The organism is Caulobacter segnis (assembly GCF_023935105.1).
In the GTDB taxonomy this organism is placed as follows: Bacteria; Pseudomonadota; Alphaproteobacteria; order Caulobacterales; family Caulobacteraceae; genus Caulobacter; species Caulobacter segnis_B.
The window spans coordinates 1,614,376-1,630,164 of sequence record NZ_CP096040.1 but is presented as its reverse complement, the minus strand read 5'-3'; the positions used below and the strand labels follow the sequence as shown (position 1 = coordinate 1,630,164).

Below are 15,789 nucleotides of genomic sequence, written 5' to 3'. Positions count from 1 at the left end.
CAACGATCGGGCGCGAGCGAGGGTCTACCAAGGCGCCTTCGATGGAGGAGCCTCATGAGCCAGACCCAATCCCCGACCCAGACCGAAGCCAGCGTTCCCGTGCTGGCGGTCTATCCCTTCGACGCGCGCGCCATCGCCAAGCGCTTCCGCCACGCCGCCATCTTCGGCGCGCTGGAGGTCCTGGAGCCGCGCGAGGCGATGCGCTTCGTCAACGACCACGATCCCCTGCCCTTGCTGCGCCAGATGCAGATCCATTTCGGCGACACGGTCGCCGTCGTCTATCAGGACAAGAGCGAGGCCGGCGTGATCATCGACTTCATCAAGCAGGGCTGACCGGCCGGAAAACGGACGCCGGGACACGCCGAAAACGTCCGGCAGGGCGTCCGCTGGTCCAACCAGACCGGTCGGACGCCCGCTCTCCACCAACCCTTGGTCGACCTGCTCCCAGATAGCGGGAGCGCGTGTTGCAAATCCGCAATAACGTAGCGGCCAAGGCCAATTTACGCTGGCGCTGTCGCCGAACAGGCGTATCCTGACTACAAGTTGGGATGCGCTCTCAATATATGAGAATAATGGGCCACACGGTAACCTCGAGCTTCGGCTCGTAAAACGTACCCGCCCTCCCAACGGAGAGCCGCCAACGAAGGCGGCCCCACACGATCAACAAAGGCCGCTCGCGCGGTCAGGGAGAGGAAACGGAAGATGGGCTCACGGTCCAAGAACAATCGCATCCTGCGTTCGGGAAGCTCGCTGTTGGCGCTGACGCTGGGCGCGTCGCTGCTGACCGCCGTCGCGGCCTCGGCGCAAACCGCGCCCGCCGCCGCGCCGGCCGCGCAGGACAACACGGCGGTCGAGGAGGTGGTCGTCACCGGCTTCCGGGCCAGCCTGACCAGCGCGATCAACACCAAGCGCATTTCCAACAACATCGTCGACGTCATCAAGGCCGACGACATGGCCAGCTTCCCGGACGCGAACCTGGCCGAGTCGATCCAGCGCATCCCGGGCGTCTCGATCACCCGTGACGGCGGCGAGGGCCGCAACATCACCGTGCGCGGCCTGGGCGGCGACTTCGTGCGCACCACCCTGAACGGCATCGAGGCATATTCGGCCACCACCGGCTCGACCCTAGGCGTGGTCGCCGGCATCAACCGCTCGCGCGGCTTCGACTTCTCGACCTTCGCCTCGGAGCTGTTCAACAGCGTCACCGTCAGCAAATCGCAGTCGGCCGAAATGGACGAGGGCTCGCTGGCCGCCACGGTCGACCTGCAGACCGGCCGTCCGTTCGACAAGAAGGGCTTCCGCGCCGCCGCCTCGGCCCAGGCCGCCTACTACGACAACAACAAGTCCAAGGCTCCGCGCTTCGCCGGCCTGATCAGCGACACCTGGGGCAATTTCGGCGCCCTGTTCTCGCTGGCCTACAACGAGCGCAAGCAGCAGGAAGAAGGCTACAGCGACACCTCGCAGTCGGACTATTCAGACGCCAACAACGGCTTCTGCGGCACGGCGGTGGACATCGCCTCGCAGGCCGGCAGCCAGGTGGTCAACACCGCCATCCCGTACGTGAACCCGCTGTCGGGCTCGGGCAATCGTCCGGCCGGTCAGTGCTTCTCGGGCCTGCCGTCGGATCCGACCGCCTACGCGGCGATCAACCAGCCGAACGTCTTCCTGCCGCGCAACCCGGGCCTTGGCCGTTTCGAGCTGGACCAGAAGCGCCTGGGCATGACCGGCGCGCTGCAATGGCGCCCGACCGACAAGACCGACATCACCCTGGACCTGGTCTATTCGAAGTTCGACCAGGACCGCACCGACTACGCCCTGTCGAACGCCTCGCTGAACCGCAACGTCAACGGCGCCACCGCGGCCTTCCCGCTGTTCGCCGGCCGGGTCGACGCCCAGATCATGGACGCCCATGTGCTGCCGACCGGCCAGGTCGACTACATGAAGATCAACAATGTCGACATCAAGCACATCGAGGAACGCAGCCAAACCACGACCAAGACCCACCAGATCGGCCTGACGCTGGACCACCGCTTCAACGACCGCCTGAGCGCCGAGGTCAAGGTCGGCCACTCGGGGTCGGACTTCAAGCAGCCCTGGGACGTGCTGATGTCCTATGACGGCTTCAACAAGGCCGGGTATGTCTGGGACGCGCGCCAGGACGCCCGGCGGCCGTTCATCAACTACGGCTACGACGTCACCAACCCGGCCAACGTCACCTTCACCAACGCCGGCACGGGCCTGACGCCCGACATCCGTGTGGTCAAGGCGGCGGTGTTCAACACCCTGACCACGGCCGAGGCCAACGCCAAGTATCGGCTGAACGACGTCTTCACGATCAAGGCCGGCGTGGCGCTGAAGTCGTTCGACTTCCAGACCAAGCAGGTCCAGCGCCTGTACGGCAACAACGGCGCGACGGGTGTGACGGCGACGGGCACCATCCCGTTCAACTTCACCCAGTTCGCCGCCGACTTCCCCGGCTCGGCCCCGCTGAGCGAGACGATCACGGGCTTTGGCAAGCAACTGGGCCTGCCGGCCGGCTCGGTGACCAGCTGGGTGGTGCCCGACGTCGACGCCTACATCAGCAAGCTCGGCTTGCTGTGCAACTGCGCCAACAAGTACGGCGACTTCACCCTGGCCATCAACTCGGCCCTCGGTAATAACCGCCAGGTGGAGGAGAAGGACACCGCCGCCTACCTGCAGACGGACTTCGACACCGAGATCCTGAACGGCCACCGCCTGCGCGGCAATGTCGGCGTGCGCTATGTCAAGACCGACCTGGACGCCACCGGCTACACCTCGCTGACCTCGCAGATCACGGTCAATAATAAGTACAGCGACTGGCTGCCGTCGCTGAACCTGGCGCTGGACGTGCGAGAGAACCTGGTCGCCCGCTTCGCCGCGGCCAAGGTCATGGCCCGTCCCAGCTTCGGCAATCTGACGCCGGGCGGCTCGGTCAACACCACCTTCGGCGCCCAGACGGCCTCGATCGGCAACCCGTTCCTGGATCCCTACCGCGCCAAGAATTACGACTTCAGCCTGGAATGGTACCCCGGCGAGGGCACGATCCTGTCGGCCACCGTGTTCGACAAGGAGATCGAGAGCTCGATCCAGACCATCGCCACCACCGAAGCCTATGGCAATACCGGCCTGCCCCTGGCCCTGCTGCCGGCCGGCCAGGACGCGTCGACGCCGTACCTGGTGACCCGTTCGCGCAACACCCAGGGCGGCTATATCCGCGGTCTGGAAATCAACTACCAGCAGCCGTTCCACTTCCTGCCCGGGCTGCTGAAGAACACCGGCACGATGCTGAACTACACCTATGTCGACAGCTCGGTGCTCTATTACTTGTCGTCGGGCACGGCCACGACGCCGGCGACGCAGATCCACGACCAGTTCCTGAACGTCTCGCCGCACTCGGTGAACGCCACGGTCTATTACGAGGACGACAAGCTGTCGGCCCGCGTCTCGGTGGCCTATCGCGACGAGTACCTGACGGCCCTGCCCTTCAAGTCGGAAGTGCCGGACGCCAACGGCAGCTACGCGACGACCAACGTCGACGCCTCGCTGTCCTACAAGCTGACCGACAAGCTGAAGCTGACCTTCGACGCTCTGAACATCACCAACCAGGAAGCCGACCAGTGGAGCGGCAAGCAGCGCCGCTCGCAGCGGGTGTTCAGCACCACCGGCCGCCAGTTCTTCATGGGCGCGTCGTACACCTTCTAGAGATCTTGAGCCCTACCAAGGCTGCCTGGCGCCGGTCGAAAGACCGGCGCCTTTTCTTTGGGATCGATCCGGCGCCGAGCGTGAGGAAAAACACTTCCTGGGCGCGCGCCCCGGGCGCAGGGTTCGCCATCGGAACCCGCAGCGAGGCTGCCGCCTTGGCTTCCCCACTTGGCCAACAATCAGATCACGGACGCCGTCACTCAGATCGTGACGCCGGACGACCAGGCGCTGGCCAACGCCGCCCACAACGCGACCAACGGCCAGCCGCAGAGCCACGTCAAGGACGCCGGCCGGGACCAGGCGACCGAGGACGACGCCTGAGGCCTCAGGCGAACGGCGGCTTCAGGCGATAGAAGCGGGCCTCGCCCAGCAGGTCGTAGACGCGGCGGACGCGGAAGGCGTCCGGCTGGGCGTCGGACAGGGCGTATTCGGCTTGGGTCAGGCTGAACGGGGCCAGGTCTCCGGCCAGGGTGGTCTTGACCACCAGCAGGCGCGGGCGTTCGTCCAGGCCGAAACCGATCACATCGCAGCCCTCGGGGTCACGGTCGTTGGTCGGGCGGACTTCGTCGGCGAGGTCGGGGCGACCGCGCTCGGCCAGGCGGCGAGCCTCGTGCGCCACGACGCTGGCCACGCCAAGGCCGCGCAGGAACCGGTCGTCGGCCTCGCGGCCCGACATGTCGAAGCGCTGGATGACGCGGATCAGCTGCTCGTCCATCGGCATCGGCATCGGCTTGGGCGGGGCGGCCTCGATCAGCGGGATGGCCGGGGGCGCGGCGAACAGGGCCGCGGGCCGGACAGCGACGGCCAGCAGGGTCGGCTTGGCCGCCAGCTGGGCCTCGACCGCCTCCAGCAGGGCCTCGTCATACGACCAGCGGGGCGGCATGTCCTTGAGGGTCGGCAGGCCGATCAGCGACAGCACCGCCGAGATCTCGCCCTGCTTCCAGCTGATCGGCATGTCCGACTTGCCGGTGACGAAGCGCACGGCGCGGTCGTGGGTGGCGCGGTCGACCGGCTTGCCGGCGAGGGTCTTCTCCAGCTGGGCGACATAGTCCCCCACCACCACGGCGAGGTCCGCCCCCGTCCATTCGCGCCCGACCGATTCCCCCGTCATCGGACGATGATGCGGCAAGGCGCGATCACGCGCCACAAGCTTGAGCTAGCGGCCCGCTCCCGACGCGACGGCCATCGGCGCGTCCTGCACCGGCATCTGGTCCGGCAGCAGCTTGGCCGCCTCCATGGCGCGGCGCACCGTGGTGACCGGGTCATCGGAGTCGACCTTGAAGGTCAGGGCGGCGGTCTGGGCGGGATTGTCGCCCAGATTGGCGAAGCCGCCAGCGCGCTGGGCGTTCAGCGTCACGCCATAGGTCCGGTTGGCCAGCACCCGGCACAGCAGCACGAAGGTCTTCTGGTCGGGCAACAGCCGCGGCGTCTTCACGCAATCCATCGGCTCCGCCCCTTCGGCCGGCGCGTAGTTCCAACTGGCCGGCGACATCTGCTGATCGAAGGCGACCTTCAGGATCAGCACGCCGGGCGCCACGGTCTGGTCCTGGGCCGGATAGGTCGAGACCAGCTTGGGCGGCAGGGTCGGCGGCAGGATCAGCACCGGCGAGACTTCGTTGGAGCCGGCCTTGGGCGCCTCCTGCGCGAGCGCGGGCCGCCCCGCCAGCACGGCGACGACGGCGATCAGCACGGGAACCGAACGGCGGAACGACATCTTTCCAGATTGACGTTCAAGCGCGACCTTCTCAAGGCGCCTTCTCAATACCTTCCTTGGGGCCTACATCGCGTTCATGACCGACAAGATCGACGCTCCCGCGCCCAAAGATAAAGATGGCGAAACGCCCATGCAGCGCGCCCTGCGCCTGAAGAAGGCCGCCCAGGGCAAGCACGGCCACGGGCCCAAGGCCTCCAGCGGCAAGGTCGAGCGCGCCAGCGCCGCCGCCCCGACCGGCAAGTCCAAGCCCTGGATGACTCGATGACCATCCCAAAGGTCCTCGGTCGCACCTCGTCCATCAATGTCCGCAAGGTGTTGTGGACCCTGGACGAGTTGCACGTCGCCTACGAGCGCGAGGACTGGGGCCATGGCTTTTCGTCGACCAGCGACCCGAAATTCCTCAAGCTCAATCCCAACGCCTTGGTCCCGGTGCTGATCGATCAGCACGGGCCGATCTGGGAAAGCAACGCCATCTGCCGCTACGTTGGCGCGGGCACGCCGCTGTTCCCCGAGGATCGGCGCCAGCGCGCCCTGGTCGACCAGTGGATGGACTGGCAGGCGACCGAACTGAATACGGCCTGGCGCTACGCCTTCGCGGGCCTTGTGCGCAAGACGCCGGGCTTCACCGATCCCGAGCAGATCCAGGCCAGCATCACGGCCTGGAACACGGTCATGGGCCTGCTGAGCGCGCGCCTGGTCGACACCGGCTGCTACGTCGCCGGTGACCAGTTCACCCTGGCCGACATCGTGCTGGGCCTGTCGGTGCACCGCTGGCTGTTCTCGCCGATCGAGCGCGAGACCTGGCCGGCGGTCAGCGCTTATTACGAGCGCCTGAAGCTGCGGCCGGCCTTCCAGCGCTGGAGCCTTCCGGAGGTTCCGTGACCGGCTCCGAACCCGCCTTGGGCAGGCTGGCGATGGGCGCGCCCGGCAGCATGGGCTCGCCCGTCCACTCCCAGTGCCAGGGCTCGTAGGCATAGTTGACGAAACCAAAGCGGCCGCCGTTGACGACCATCCAGCGATAGAGCGGCGAGCGGGCCATGGCCAGCCGGTTGGCGTCGGCCGAGCTGTCGGGACCGAAGCCGGGCGCGGCGTCGATCACCACGTCCATGGCCAGGCCCGTGCGGTGGGCCGAGCAGATGGTGCGGATCAGCCCCTGGCAGTTCCTGTCGCGCGCGCAGCGCTGGGCGTCGGCGTCCGGAGCGCGAAAGCCCGAGAAGATCCGCAGGGCGTCCGGTCGGGTCAGCACGCCCGCCCCCTCGCCTCGCCGGCCATCCGCCGGTAGGCCTCAAGCGCGCCGGGCCGCAGACGGATTTCCTTGCCGCCGTAGCTCTCCTCCGGCTTGGCCAGCGCCAGATTGGCCTCGGGCGGCGCGCCGGGGCAGACGCCGTCGCGGTTCACCCGAACGAAAGGCCGGGCCAGGTGCCAGCGGACCAGCATGGCGCCGAACACCTCGGGATCGACGACGCCGGTCTGGCGCAGGCCGTGCGCGCCCTGCCACCGCGCCAGGGCCGAGGCGAAGCCGTTCGAGCCCGGACCGCAGGTGGTGCCGATCTCGGCGGCGATGCGCGGGGCGTAGATCTCCCAGCCCGTCTCGGGCTTGCCAAACGGCGTCCAGGCCAGGGTGGACAGGGAGGCGGCGTTGACGGCGGCGGCGGTGTCGGGCGCGTCGGTTCCATCGCAGCGCTCGGGCGCCCCGACCACGGGCGGCGGCGCGCCGGGCGGGTCGATCGACGACACGTGTTGCGAGGGCATGTAGCCGGTCTCGTCATGCGGTTGGCCGGGCCTGGGCGACGGAGCGCCGGACGGCCAATACACCCACAGCCAGAAGCCGCCAAAGGCCAGCAACAGCAGGCCCAGAGCCCAGAGCAGACGGCGCGGCGCCTTCAAGTCGATCCTCGCGAACGGTGGAACTCAGCCATGGCTCAAGCCTTGAAGCAGGAGACTTGTTCCCGTTCGGAGTCCGCATGACCGGCCTGGTTTCCCGTTTCGCCCTGATCGCCGTGCTGGCCCTTTCGGCCTGTGACGACAACCCGCCGGCCAAGCCCGCGCCCGCCAAGACCGTCCAGAAGAGCCCCGCCCCCACGCCCGTGGTTCCCGCGCCGCCGGCCGTGGCGGCCGCCTCGCCGATCGCCCAGACGATCAATGCCGCGACCTTCGATCCCGCCGCAAGCGACCCCGACGCCCACCGCAACCTGCTGATCCGGGTCCAGACCCTGCTGGACCGCGCCCACTTCTCGCCGGGGGTCATCGATGGCCGCGATGGGACGAACCTGACCCTGGCGATCAAGGCCTTCCAGGCCTCGCGCGACCTGCCCGCCACCGGCGAGATCGACAAGGCGCTGGTCGACACCCTGACGGCGGCCGATGGCGGCGCCGTGCTGGTCGACTACCAGATCACCGCCCAGGACGTGGCCGGCCCGTTCTCGCCCGAGCTGCCGAAGGAAGACTACGAGGCGATGGCCCAGCTGCCGGCCATGAACTACCACACGCCGCTGGAGATGCTGGCGGAGCGCTTCCACATGGACGAAGCGCTGCTACAGCTGCTCAATCCCGGCGTCGACTTCGGCGCGGCGGGGACAAACATCGTGGTCACGGCCGCCGGCGCGGACACCCTGGACCGCAAGGTCGACCGCATCGAGATCGACAAGGCCCTGGGCCAGGTCCGCGCCTTCGACAAGGACGGCGTCGAGCTGGCGGTCTATCCGGCCACCGTGGGCAGCACCGAGCGCCCCGCCCCGTCCGGCGAGTGGGCGGTCCGCACCCTGGCTCCGGCTCCGACCTACACCTATGACCCCTCGCGCCTGACCTTCGGCAAGCCCAAGGCCAAGCTCACCATCAAGGCCGGGCCCAACAACCCGGTCGGCTCGACCTGGATCGACCTGACCAAGGACACCTACGGCATCCACGGCACCCCCGACCCCAAGCTGGTCAACAAGCGCGCCTCGCACGGCTGCGTGCGCCTGACCAACTGGGACGCCAAGGAGCTGGGTTCGGCGGTGAACAAGGGCGCCAAGGTGATCTTCATGGGTGCGGAGGCCAGGGTCTCCTAGGGAAGCCCTGGCCGCCTGACGCTATTTCGGCTTGCGGAACTTCAGGATGAACTGGTCGGTCTTGCCGCGAATGGCGGGGTCGAAGACGCTGGCCGTATGCGGATCGGCGCTGCTGGCCAGCAGAGGGCTCTCGGCTTCCAGCTTGAAGCCGGCGGCCTCGACCTCGCTCTTCACGGCGGCGATGTCGATGCGGTGCAGACTGTCGGCGGCGGTGATCCCCGAGCCGGCGGCGGCGGCGTGGTCGATGACCAGGAACACCCCGCCCGGCTTCAGCGACTTGAAGATCTCGGCGTTGGCCTTGGCCGCCGTGTCCACCGGGAACGGCTTCAGGTGCATGTCGTGATAGTTCTGGACCGTGATTACGACATCGGCGTTGTCGGGCAGGTCCAGCGCCGTCATCGGACCATTCAGCGGCTTCACGTTCGACAGCGCCGCGGCGACGGCCTTCTGGTCCTCACCGTACTGGGCCTTGAACTTGATGAACTCGGCCGGCTGGTAGGCGTAGACGGTCCCGTTCGGGCCGACGGCGGCGGAGATCAGGCGCGTGAAATAACCACCGCCCATGATGTAGTCGACGACGGTGTCGCCCGGCTTCACCTCGGCCAGGGCCAGGACCTCGCCCGGATGGCGCGCGGCGTCGCGGGCCGTGTCGGCCGCCGGGCGCGCCGGATCGGCCAGCGCCTTAGCGATGTTGGCGGGAACCTGGGCGAGCGCGGCGCCGCCGAGGCTTGACGCACCGAAGGCCAGGACGCCAACGGCCAGAACCGAAACCAGATGCTTGCGAGCCATGAGCGCGCCTCCTCCCTGTTGCGCGCCTGTCGTAGCAGGCCGCGAGCGCCGGGCGAACGGCGTTATCATGAAGTTTCGGCAAGGTTCGCCCAAACGCGCCGCCCGCGCGACGAAATCGACGTCTAACGTTCGACGATGGACCTTGGCCGTTCAGCCGCCGTTCAGTTGGACGCCGGCTAGCTGACCTGGACGATGCCCAGGATCTTCGGACCAGTTCGTACCGGGCGCCAAGGAGACGATACGATGCGCAAGACTGCTTTTCTGATCGCCTGTGGGGCCGCCACCCTGCTGACCACCGGCGCTTTCGCCCAGGACCGCTCCTGGGACGGCGACCGGCGTGATGACCGCTATGAGCGCCGCGACGACCGGCGTGATGACCGGCGCGGCCGCTGGGGCGCCGACCTGGTGGTGTTCGAGCATCGCGATTTCGGCGGCGAATCCCGCCCGATCCGGGGTGACGAGCCCGACCTGACCCGGATTGGATTCAACGACCGCATCTCGTCGCTGCGGATCATGCGCGGCCAGTGGGAGTTCTGCGAACACGCCTACTTCCAGGGGCGCTGCTGGCGCTACGACTACGACGCGGGGGTGCTACCCAACAAGCAGAACGACCGCTTCAGCTCGATCCGCAGAATTCGCTGATCCCGAGAGGCGTCGGGCTCTTGAAGCCCGCCGCCCCCCACGGTTAAGGTCCCGCGCTTTTCCGAAGTGGAGCTTGAATTCATGCGCAAGATCGTCGTCCTCGCCGCCGCCGCGGCCGCCCTGCTGGTCACGGCCTGCAACACCATCGAAGGCGCTGGTCGCGACGTCTCGGCCGCGGGCAAGGCCGTCGCCGGCGCCGCTCGCGACGCCAAGAACTAGGCGAGTTCCGGGCGGACGCTAGGCGTCCTCTTCCCGCGAGGTTTCCGCGCCGATCGTCCGCTTCTCGTGCGCGGCGACGGCGCCCTCCGGGGCGTGGCGGACAGCGTGCTCGGCCTTGGACGCCGCCTCGCCCGCGCGGGGCGGCCGCAAAGGTCCTTCGATCGGCTTCTGTACGGCCTCGGCCATGTCTCGCCTCGTCTCTGTAGAACAGGCGATCAACGCTGGGCTGATCCGGGCAGTTCCGGAAACCTCGGATCGAGGACTTGGATTCCCGGAACGTTGCTCCGAAAGGTATCCTTTATTAACCAGAAATCGTCGTGAAGATCAGCGAACGCCGCTTTGACGCCAAATCCGCCGCGAATGTGGCGAAATAGTTCAGCTTTACTTATCGACACCCCGGACAAAACGTCGCCGTGCGACGCCAAGTCGCCCTTTTCTCGCAGCGCCCGAAGGCGCATATGAGCGTCATGTCTGAGCCCAGCTCCGCGTCTCCGCTGCTTACCGGCCTCAAGCGAGGCCTCCTGCACCGTTGCCCCAACTGCGGCGACGGACGCCTGTACATGCGCTATCTGAAGGTCGATCCCGAGTGCGAGGCCTGCGGCCACGAGCTGGCGCGCTATCCGGCCGATGACGGCCCGGCCTATTTCACCATCCTGCTGATCGGCCACCTGGTCGTCGCGCCGCTGCTGTTCTTCCCCTGGGTTTGGGAAGGGCCGCCGCTGGTCGTCGTCCCCGTGTGCGTGACGGCGCTCGCGCTGGCGACTCTGCTGACCCTGCCGCGCGTGAAGGGTGGCGTGATTGGCGCGCTGTGGGCCATCCGGCTGAGAAAAGCGGAAGACACGCCGGCCTGAGGGGAACCTTTTGGCGCGGAACCGATAAGCGGCGCCGCGAATTCCGAAGTCCTGAACCAGCGTCGCCACGGTGGCCGACGCGGATTGGAGGGAAACTTCGGACCATGCTCGGCACGATCCTCATCATCATCCTGATCCTGGCCCTTATCGGCGCTCTGCCGACCTGGGGGCATAGCCGCTCGTGGGGCTACTTCCCCAGCGGCGGCCTGGGCCTGATCCTCGTGATCATCATCATCCTGGTCCTGCTCGGCAGGATCTAGCGATTGCTCTAGAACGCCGTTCGCCTAAGCTCCCCCTCCAAACAGGGAGGGGGAGTGGACATGACGGCGACCGCCGACGCGGGGCCAGGCGCCGAAGGCGTGCGTCTCTCGCCCCTGAACCGGGCCAAGGCCATACTGGGCGGCTCGGCCGGCAATCTGGTCGAATGGTACGACTGGTTCGCCTACGCCGCCTTCACCCTCTATTTCGCCCCCGCCTTCTTCCCCAAAGGCGACCAGACCGTGCAGCTGCTGCAGGCGGCGGCGGTGTTCTTCCTGGGCTTCGTGGCCCGCCCGATCGGGGCGTGGCTGATGGGGATGTACGCCGACCACGCCGGCCGCCGCGCCGCCCTGTCGGCGTCGGTCGCCCTGATGTGCGGCGGCGCGCTGATCATCGCTGTCACCCCCGGTTTCAAGACCATCGGCCTGTGGGCGCCGGCCATTCTGCTGTTGGCCCGCGTGCTGCAAGGCCTGTCGGTCGGCGGCGAGTACGGCGCCAGCGCCACCTATATGAGCGAGATGGCCGGCAAGGCCCGCCGGGGCTTCTGGTCCAGCTTCCACTATGTGACCCTGATCGCCGGCCAGCTGCTGGCGCTGGGCGTTCTGATCGTGCTGCAGCGCCTGCTGCCCGAGGCCGAACTGAAGGCCTGGGGCTGGCGTGTGCCGTTCATCATCGGCGCCTTGCTGGCCGTGGTGGTGTTCTGGATCCGCCGGGGCCTGGACGAGAGCATCGCCTTCAAGCGTCCCGCCCAGCGCGAGACCCTGTCGCGTCGCCAGGTCGCCAGCGCCGGGATCTTCCTGGCCCTGACCGTGATCGCCGGCGTGCTGGGCGTCACCACCGGCCCGCTGGCCAGGCCCAGCCAGATCCTCGGCGCGGTGTTCCTGGCGCTGTTCTTCGTCTCGCTGATCGTCCCGCTGGTGCGTCGCCACCCGCGCGAGAGCCTGCTGATCATGGGCCTGACGGCGGGCGGCTCGCTGACCTTCTACGTCTATACGACCTACATGCAGAAGTTCCTGGTCAACACGGCCGGCTTCGGCAAAGGCCAGGCGTCGGAGATCAGCGCGCTCAGCATGATCGGCTTCATGCTGCTGCAGCCGCTGGCCGGTTGGCTGTCGGACCGGTTCGGCCGCAAGCCGATGCTGATCCTGGCCTTCGGCGGCGGCGCCCTGACCATCTGGCCGATCATGACCGGCATCAGCCAGACGACCTCGGTGACCACCGCCCTGGCCCTGATCCTGGCCGGCATGGCCTTCCAGTCCTGCTACACCGCCATCAGCGCGGTGGTGAAGGCCGAGATGTTCCCCGCCCACGTCCGCGCCCTGGGCGTCGCCCTGCCCTACGCCCTGGCCAATGTGCTGTTCGGCGGCACGGCCGAGATGGTCGCCCTGGCCTTCAAGCACGACGGGATGGAAAGCACCTTCTATCTCTACGTCGCCGGCGTCATGACCCTGGGCCTGATCTGCTCGATCATCCTCAAGGACACCGGACGAAACAGCCTCATTCTCGAGGACTAAGCCGGCAAGCTCGGCTGAACCCCGTTTTCCGACTCTCCGCGTCCGTCTAGATTTCCCCCATGCATCTGCTCGACTCGATCGTCCTGTCCATCTTCGCCGCCTGCTGGCTGCTGTACGAGCCCCTGCTCAAGCGCCTGGGCGAAGGTGGGGGCGTACTGAACACCGACATGACCGTCATCCGCCGCCGCTGGATGCAGGAGATGGCGGTGCGCGAAATCGCCCTGCTGGACGGCCAGTTGCTGGGCCACGCGATCAATTCAGCCAGCTTCTTCGCCTCGTCGAACCTGATCCTGATCGCCGCCGCGGCCGGGGTGCTGTTCGGCGGCGACACCGCCTGGAAGAGCGTCGAGGGTCTGGCGGTGCTGGCCAAGACCTCGCCGATGATGTTCCAAATCAAGCTGGGCCTGGTCTTGGTGGCCCTGGCCCGGGGCCTGCTCGACTTCATCTGGTCAATCCGCCAGATGAACTATTGCCTGGCCGCGATCGGCGCCGCGCCGATGTGGGCGCCGCAGGCTGTGCTGGCCGAATATGCGGAAGCCGCGGGCGGCATCCTCAACCCGGCCCTGTCGGCGTTCAACGCCGGCGTCCGGGCCTACTATTTCGCCCTGGCGGCGGCCGTCTGGCTGCTGGGTCCGATGCCGTTCCTGGCGGCGACGCTGGGGGCCATGACCCTGCTGCTCTGGCGCCAGCGCCGCAGCCGCGCCTCCGCCGCCGTGCGCAAGGTGCGCCAGATCCTGGAACGTCAGCCGGTCGTCCCCGGCCCGCACCTGACGAGGCTAACCCCACCGCCGCCGGAAGACCGGATCTAGGGCGGAAGACCGCATTTTGGGTTCTGGAAAGCTTGGCTGGAGGATCGCCGCCACGCGCGCGGCGTTTATCTCGCCACGAACATCAAGACCCCAGATACGATAAGCCCCGCCGGTGACTGGGTCTCCGGCGGGGCTAATGGGAAGTCTTGTGGGTAGACAAGTTCTTCATACCTTAACCAGCGCCGCTTCGCAACCGCCTTGCTACGGGAATTCGACATTTCGTCGTGAATTCGCCATGCAACTTCCGATATTGCAGCGCTTCCGCCAGATTCCCATGGCGGCGGCCGAAATATCGAAGCCCCGCCACGCCATCTCAGCGAAGCCCTCCAGGACCTTTGGATTTATAGAGTTCTGGAAGCGAGGATTGCGGCGCAATCATCTTGGCTACGACAACGCTTTAAACACTCAGCATTCGGACAACCTATACGGAATATCCTCAACTACATTCTTTATATGCGCCCATTACGCTGAGAAACGCTCGAAGATTTTACCATCACTTTCTCCGGCGCCCGACGGCTCTATCGCCTCGAACCGCCGCCGAGGGTGGGCATGCCCACCCTTGCGGACCGCACTATCGCCAAACGGGAAGGCTCAGATCCCCAGGGCCGTCCAAACGGGCAGGACCTTGGCGCCCCATTGTTCGGCCTGCGCCTTCAGCTCGGTCAGGTTATCCTCGCCTTGCAGGGTCTCACCGTCCTTGACGATAGACTGACCTTGCGCCCGAAGCAGGGTCCAGGCGAACTCGGCCCAATCCGTCGACGTCTTGCCGCCATTCTGCTTGCCCAGCCAGAAAAGCTGGTGGAAGCGCGGCGCCGAAATCCCGCCCCCGGTCACGGGCGACGCGAAATGGGCGATATCGCCCACCGAGAGCGAGCGACGCGAGATGGCCCTGTTCAACGCCTGCGTCCGCGTCTTGGCCTTGCTGACATCCTGCCCCGGGGCGGCGGGCTGGATCGTGCCGAGACCGAGCAAGATCGACAACGCCGAACTCAGCTGGGCGAAGTTGACGTTCTTGCCGCCGACGTGAGTCTCCAGCTCCAGAATGGTATGGGGCTTGTAATCCAGCAGCAGTTCATAGATCGGCTGATAGATCGTATCGATGAGCCCGGCCTCGCCAACCGCCCCGCGCACCTTGGTGGGCAGACTTTCCCGATCGACGGTCAATACCACGCGCTCATCGCGTATCGCCGCGATCTGCTCATGACCAACCAGGGCCCGCACGCCCCGCACCCAATAGTCGCGACGGAATTGCTGGTTCACGCAATAGTCTCGGATCGTCTCGCGCAAAGAGACGTCAGGCGCGTTGCGCATGAATTCGATCTGCGCGGGCGTGAAGTTCAGTTCGTATAGATTGTCCAGCGTATGGGCCGAACTGGCGAACCCGACCTTGGCGTCGCCAAGCCAGTTCTCGATGTCGGCAAAGTACATCGGGTGCCAGTCGCGGTTCATATATTCGTGGGCCAGATACTTGCGGTCCTGACCCTTGACCTGCTTCAGCCGATCGACGGCTCCAGGATTGGCTTTCGCGTAGAGGGGATCGAGCGCGAAGAATTGCTCGATGAAATCCAGAGCCGCGTCGGTCTGGCCGATGATCCCCTGGCCTGGCGCGCCCATGACATCGGCGTGGCGCTTCATCAGGTGGCGGATCGGCGCCGAGGCCGACCAGCCCGGCAAGGTGTTGTAGGAAATGTAGAGCACGCCGCCGGGCCGCAGCTTGCGGCGAATGAAGTCGACCAGCACGCCCCGATTGGAATCCGAGATCCACGTCCAGATACCGTGAAGGCCGATGAAGTCGAAATCCGGCAAGTCCTTGCGGTTACAGAATTCCGCGAACGCCTCGTCGTAGAGCTTGGCGTCAGCGCCGGCCAGACGGACCATTTCCGAGGCGAAGGAAGCCTGCGAGGGGTTGAAGTCCGTGCCGTACCAATTGATTCCCGGCTGGGCGGCGGCGTGGATCGAGACCGACAGACCCTGACCAAAGCCCAGCTCGCATGCGTTCTCGATCTTGGGCGCATGGCGACCGACCATCAAAAGCGGCAGACGGCAACGAAGCGGACTCAACTCTCCATAGTAGCCAAAGGTATAGTTTACATCCGTAACGTAGCCCGCGTTCCACTCGGTCGACACACGCTTCTCCGCCGCTGCCAAAGCCCACCCGGCGTGAATTGCTGCATGGAAATATTGCGGATGACAAGTTGTCGCCACAGTTCGCGCCCTGAT

The 15,789-nt window shown here is 66.6% G+C and carries 19 protein-coding genes; 12 read left to right on the top strand and 7 right to left on the bottom strand.

The features are described from left to right. Positions 1-54 precede the first annotated feature (54 nt). The 3 genes from MZV50_RS07915 to MZV50_RS07905 all read left to right on the top strand — a co-directional run bounded on the left by MZV50_RS07915 (position 55) and on the right by MZV50_RS07905 (position 4,044). Positions 55-333 carry a DUF2249 domain-containing protein gene (locus MZV50_RS07915; RefSeq protein ID WP_252633872.1) on the top strand — a complete coding sequence of 93 codons (279 nt, stop codon included), beginning with the start codon at positions 55-57 and terminating at the stop codon, positions 331-333. A gap of 369 nt (positions 334-702) precedes the next feature. Then, complete coding sequence (locus MZV50_RS07910) at positions 703-3,723, top strand: TonB-dependent receptor (protein WP_252633871.1); 3,021 nt, start codon at positions 703-705, stop codon at positions 3,721-3,723. Positions 3,724-3,891: 168 nt separating this feature from the next. Further along, entirely contained in the window at positions 3,892-4,044 is a 153-nt protein-coding gene (locus MZV50_RS07905; RefSeq protein WP_252633870.1) for a hypothetical protein, read from the top strand. Positions 4,045-4,048: 4 nt separating this feature from the next. On the opposite strand, the gene MZV50_RS07900 is transcribed toward MZV50_RS07905, so the two are convergent. Beyond that, positions 4,049-4,834 carry a hypothetical protein gene (locus MZV50_RS07900; RefSeq protein ID WP_252635205.1) on the bottom strand — a complete coding sequence of 262 codons (786 nt, stop codon included), beginning with the start codon at positions 4,832-4,834 and terminating at the stop codon, positions 4,049-4,051. A gap of 45 nt (positions 4,835-4,879) precedes the next feature. Then, entirely contained in the window at positions 4,880-5,437 is a 558-nt protein-coding gene (locus tag MZV50_RS07895) for a hypothetical protein (protein WP_252633869.1), read from the bottom strand. A gap of 76 nt (positions 5,438-5,513) precedes the next feature. Here MZV50_RS07895 and MZV50_RS07890 point away from each other — a divergent pair, with 76 nt between their 5' ends. Together MZV50_RS07890 and MZV50_RS07885 are read left to right on the top strand one after the other, a co-directional pair. Next, positions 5,514-5,702: a hypothetical protein gene (locus MZV50_RS07890; RefSeq protein ID WP_252633868.1), complete on the top strand. Its 189-nt coding sequence runs from the start codon at positions 5,514-5,516 to the stop codon at positions 5,700-5,702. Beyond that, positions 5,699-6,319, top strand: coding sequence for a glutathione S-transferase family protein (locus MZV50_RS07885; protein ID WP_252633867.1), 621 nt, complete (start codon positions 5,699-5,701; stop codon positions 6,317-6,319). The genes MZV50_RS07890 and MZV50_RS07885 overlap by 4 nt, the downstream gene beginning before the upstream one ends. Here MZV50_RS07885 and MZV50_RS07880 read toward each other — a convergent pair. Further along, complete coding sequence (locus MZV50_RS07880; RefSeq protein WP_252633866.1) at positions 6,249-6,683, bottom strand: D-alanyl-D-alanine carboxypeptidase family protein; 435 nt, start codon at positions 6,681-6,683, stop codon at positions 6,249-6,251. The two genes, MZV50_RS07885 and MZV50_RS07880, sit on opposite strands and share 71 nt — an antisense overlap. After that, the gene (locus MZV50_RS07875; protein ID WP_252633865.1) at positions 6,677-7,324 is read right to left on the bottom strand and encodes a peptidoglycan-binding domain-containing protein; all 648 of its coding nucleotides are present in this window, start codon (positions 7,322-7,324) and stop codon (positions 6,677-6,679) included. The genes MZV50_RS07880 and MZV50_RS07875 overlap by 7 nt, the downstream gene beginning before the upstream one ends. A gap of 77 nt (positions 7,325-7,401) precedes the next feature. Between MZV50_RS07875 and MZV50_RS07870 the strand changes: the two genes are divergently transcribed. After that, positions 7,402-8,487: a L,D-transpeptidase family protein gene (locus MZV50_RS07870; protein ID WP_252633864.1), complete on the top strand. Its 1,086-nt coding sequence runs from the start codon at positions 7,402-7,404 to the stop codon at positions 8,485-8,487. Positions 8,488-8,508: 21 nt separating this feature from the next. On the opposite strand, the gene MZV50_RS07865 is transcribed toward MZV50_RS07870, so the two are convergent. Then, positions 8,509-9,276, bottom strand: coding sequence for a class I SAM-dependent methyltransferase (locus MZV50_RS07865; RefSeq protein ID WP_252633863.1), 768 nt, complete (start codon positions 9,274-9,276; stop codon positions 8,509-8,511). A 243-nt stretch (positions 9,277-9,519) separates the two neighbouring features. On the opposite strand from MZV50_RS07865, the gene MZV50_RS07860 reads away from it, so the two are divergent. Both MZV50_RS07860 and MZV50_RS07855 read left to right on the top strand, forming a co-directional pair. Continuing rightward, on the top strand, positions 9,520-9,918 hold the full coding sequence (locus tag MZV50_RS07860; RefSeq protein WP_252633862.1) for a beta/gamma crystallin family protein: 399 nt from the start codon (positions 9,520-9,522) through the stop codon (positions 9,916-9,918). 81 nt (positions 9,919-9,999) lie between these two features. After that, complete coding sequence (locus MZV50_RS07855) at positions 10,000-10,137, top strand: entericidin A/B family lipoprotein (RefSeq protein WP_252633861.1); 138 nt, start codon at positions 10,000-10,002, stop codon at positions 10,135-10,137. A gap of 18 nt (positions 10,138-10,155) precedes the next feature. Here MZV50_RS07855 and MZV50_RS07850 read toward each other — a convergent pair whose 3' ends face one another. Continuing rightward, positions 10,156-10,323: a hypothetical protein gene (locus tag MZV50_RS07850; RefSeq protein WP_252633860.1), complete on the bottom strand. Its 168-nt coding sequence runs from the start codon at positions 10,321-10,323 to the stop codon at positions 10,156-10,158. Positions 10,324-10,595: 272 nt separating this feature from the next. On the opposite strand from MZV50_RS07850, the gene MZV50_RS07845 reads away from it, so the two are divergent. The 4 genes from MZV50_RS07845 to MZV50_RS07830 all read left to right on the top strand — a co-directional run bounded on the left by MZV50_RS07845 (position 10,596) and on the right by MZV50_RS07830 (position 13,569). Further along, positions 10,596-10,988, top strand: coding sequence for a DUF983 domain-containing protein (locus MZV50_RS07845; RefSeq protein ID WP_252633859.1), 393 nt, complete (start codon positions 10,596-10,598; stop codon positions 10,986-10,988). 104 nt (positions 10,989-11,092) lie between these two features. Continuing rightward, complete coding sequence (locus tag MZV50_RS07840; protein ID WP_081916837.1) at positions 11,093-11,248, top strand: DUF3309 family protein; 156 nt, start codon at positions 11,093-11,095, stop codon at positions 11,246-11,248. A 60-nt stretch (positions 11,249-11,308) separates the two neighbouring features. Continuing rightward, on the top strand, positions 11,309-12,760 hold the full coding sequence (locus MZV50_RS07835) for an MFS transporter (RefSeq protein ID WP_252633858.1): 1,452 nt from the start codon (positions 11,309-11,311) through the stop codon (positions 12,758-12,760). 59 nt (positions 12,761-12,819) lie between these two features. Beyond that, complete coding sequence (locus MZV50_RS07830; RefSeq protein WP_252633857.1) at positions 12,820-13,569, top strand: DUF599 domain-containing protein; 750 nt, start codon at positions 12,820-12,822, stop codon at positions 13,567-13,569. A 591-nt stretch (positions 13,570-14,160) separates the two neighbouring features. On the opposite strand, the gene MZV50_RS07825 is transcribed toward MZV50_RS07830, so the two are convergent. After that, complete coding sequence (locus MZV50_RS07825; protein WP_252633856.1) at positions 14,161-15,696, bottom strand: class I SAM-dependent methyltransferase; 1,536 nt, start codon at positions 15,694-15,696, stop codon at positions 14,161-14,163. Between the last annotated feature and the right edge of the window lie 93 nt (positions 15,697-15,789).

Coding starts and splice junctions, on each gene's coding strand:
- MZV50_RS07915 (WP_252633872.1), top strand. CDS start 55: ATGAGCCAGACCCAATCCCCGACCCAGACCGAAGCCAGCGTTCCCGTG.
- MZV50_RS07910 (WP_252633871.1), top strand. CDS start 703: ATGGGCTCACGGTCCAAGAACAATCGCATCCTGCGTTCGGGAAGCTCG.
- MZV50_RS07900 (WP_252635205.1), bottom strand. CDS start 4,834: ATGACGGGGGAATCGGTCGGGCGCGAATGGACGGGGGCGGACCTCGCC.
- MZV50_RS07895 (WP_252633869.1), bottom strand. CDS start 5,437: ATGTCGTTCCGCCGTTCGGTTCCCGTGCTGATCGCCGTCGTCGCCGTG.
- MZV50_RS07890 (WP_252633868.1), top strand. CDS start 5,514: ATGACCGACAAGATCGACGCTCCCGCGCCCAAAGATAAAGATGGCGAA.
- MZV50_RS07885 (WP_252633867.1), top strand. CDS start 5,699: ATGACCATCCCAAAGGTCCTCGGTCGCACCTCGTCCATCAATGTCCGC.
- MZV50_RS07870 (WP_252633864.1), top strand. CDS start 7,402: ATGACCGGCCTGGTTTCCCGTTTCGCCCTGATCGCCGTGCTGGCCCTT.
- MZV50_RS07865 (WP_252633863.1), bottom strand. CDS start 9,276: ATGGCTCGCAAGCATCTGGTTTCGGTTCTGGCCGTTGGCGTCCTGGCC.
- MZV50_RS07860 (WP_252633862.1), top strand. CDS start 9,520: ATGCGCAAGACTGCTTTTCTGATCGCCTGTGGGGCCGCCACCCTGCTG.
- MZV50_RS07855 (WP_252633861.1), top strand. CDS start 10,000: ATGCGCAAGATCGTCGTCCTCGCCGCCGCCGCGGCCGCCCTGCTGGTC.
- MZV50_RS07850 (WP_252633860.1), bottom strand. CDS start 10,323: ATGGCCGAGGCCGTACAGAAGCCGATCGAAGGACCTTTGCGGCCGCCC.
- MZV50_RS07845 (WP_252633859.1), top strand. CDS start 10,596: ATGAGCGTCATGTCTGAGCCCAGCTCCGCGTCTCCGCTGCTTACCGGC.
- MZV50_RS07840 (WP_081916837.1), top strand. CDS start 11,093: ATGCTCGGCACGATCCTCATCATCATCCTGATCCTGGCCCTTATCGGC.
- MZV50_RS07835 (WP_252633858.1), top strand. CDS start 11,309: ATGACGGCGACCGCCGACGCGGGGCCAGGCGCCGAAGGCGTGCGTCTC.
- MZV50_RS07830 (WP_252633857.1), top strand. CDS start 12,820: ATGCATCTGCTCGACTCGATCGTCCTGTCCATCTTCGCCGCCTGCTGG.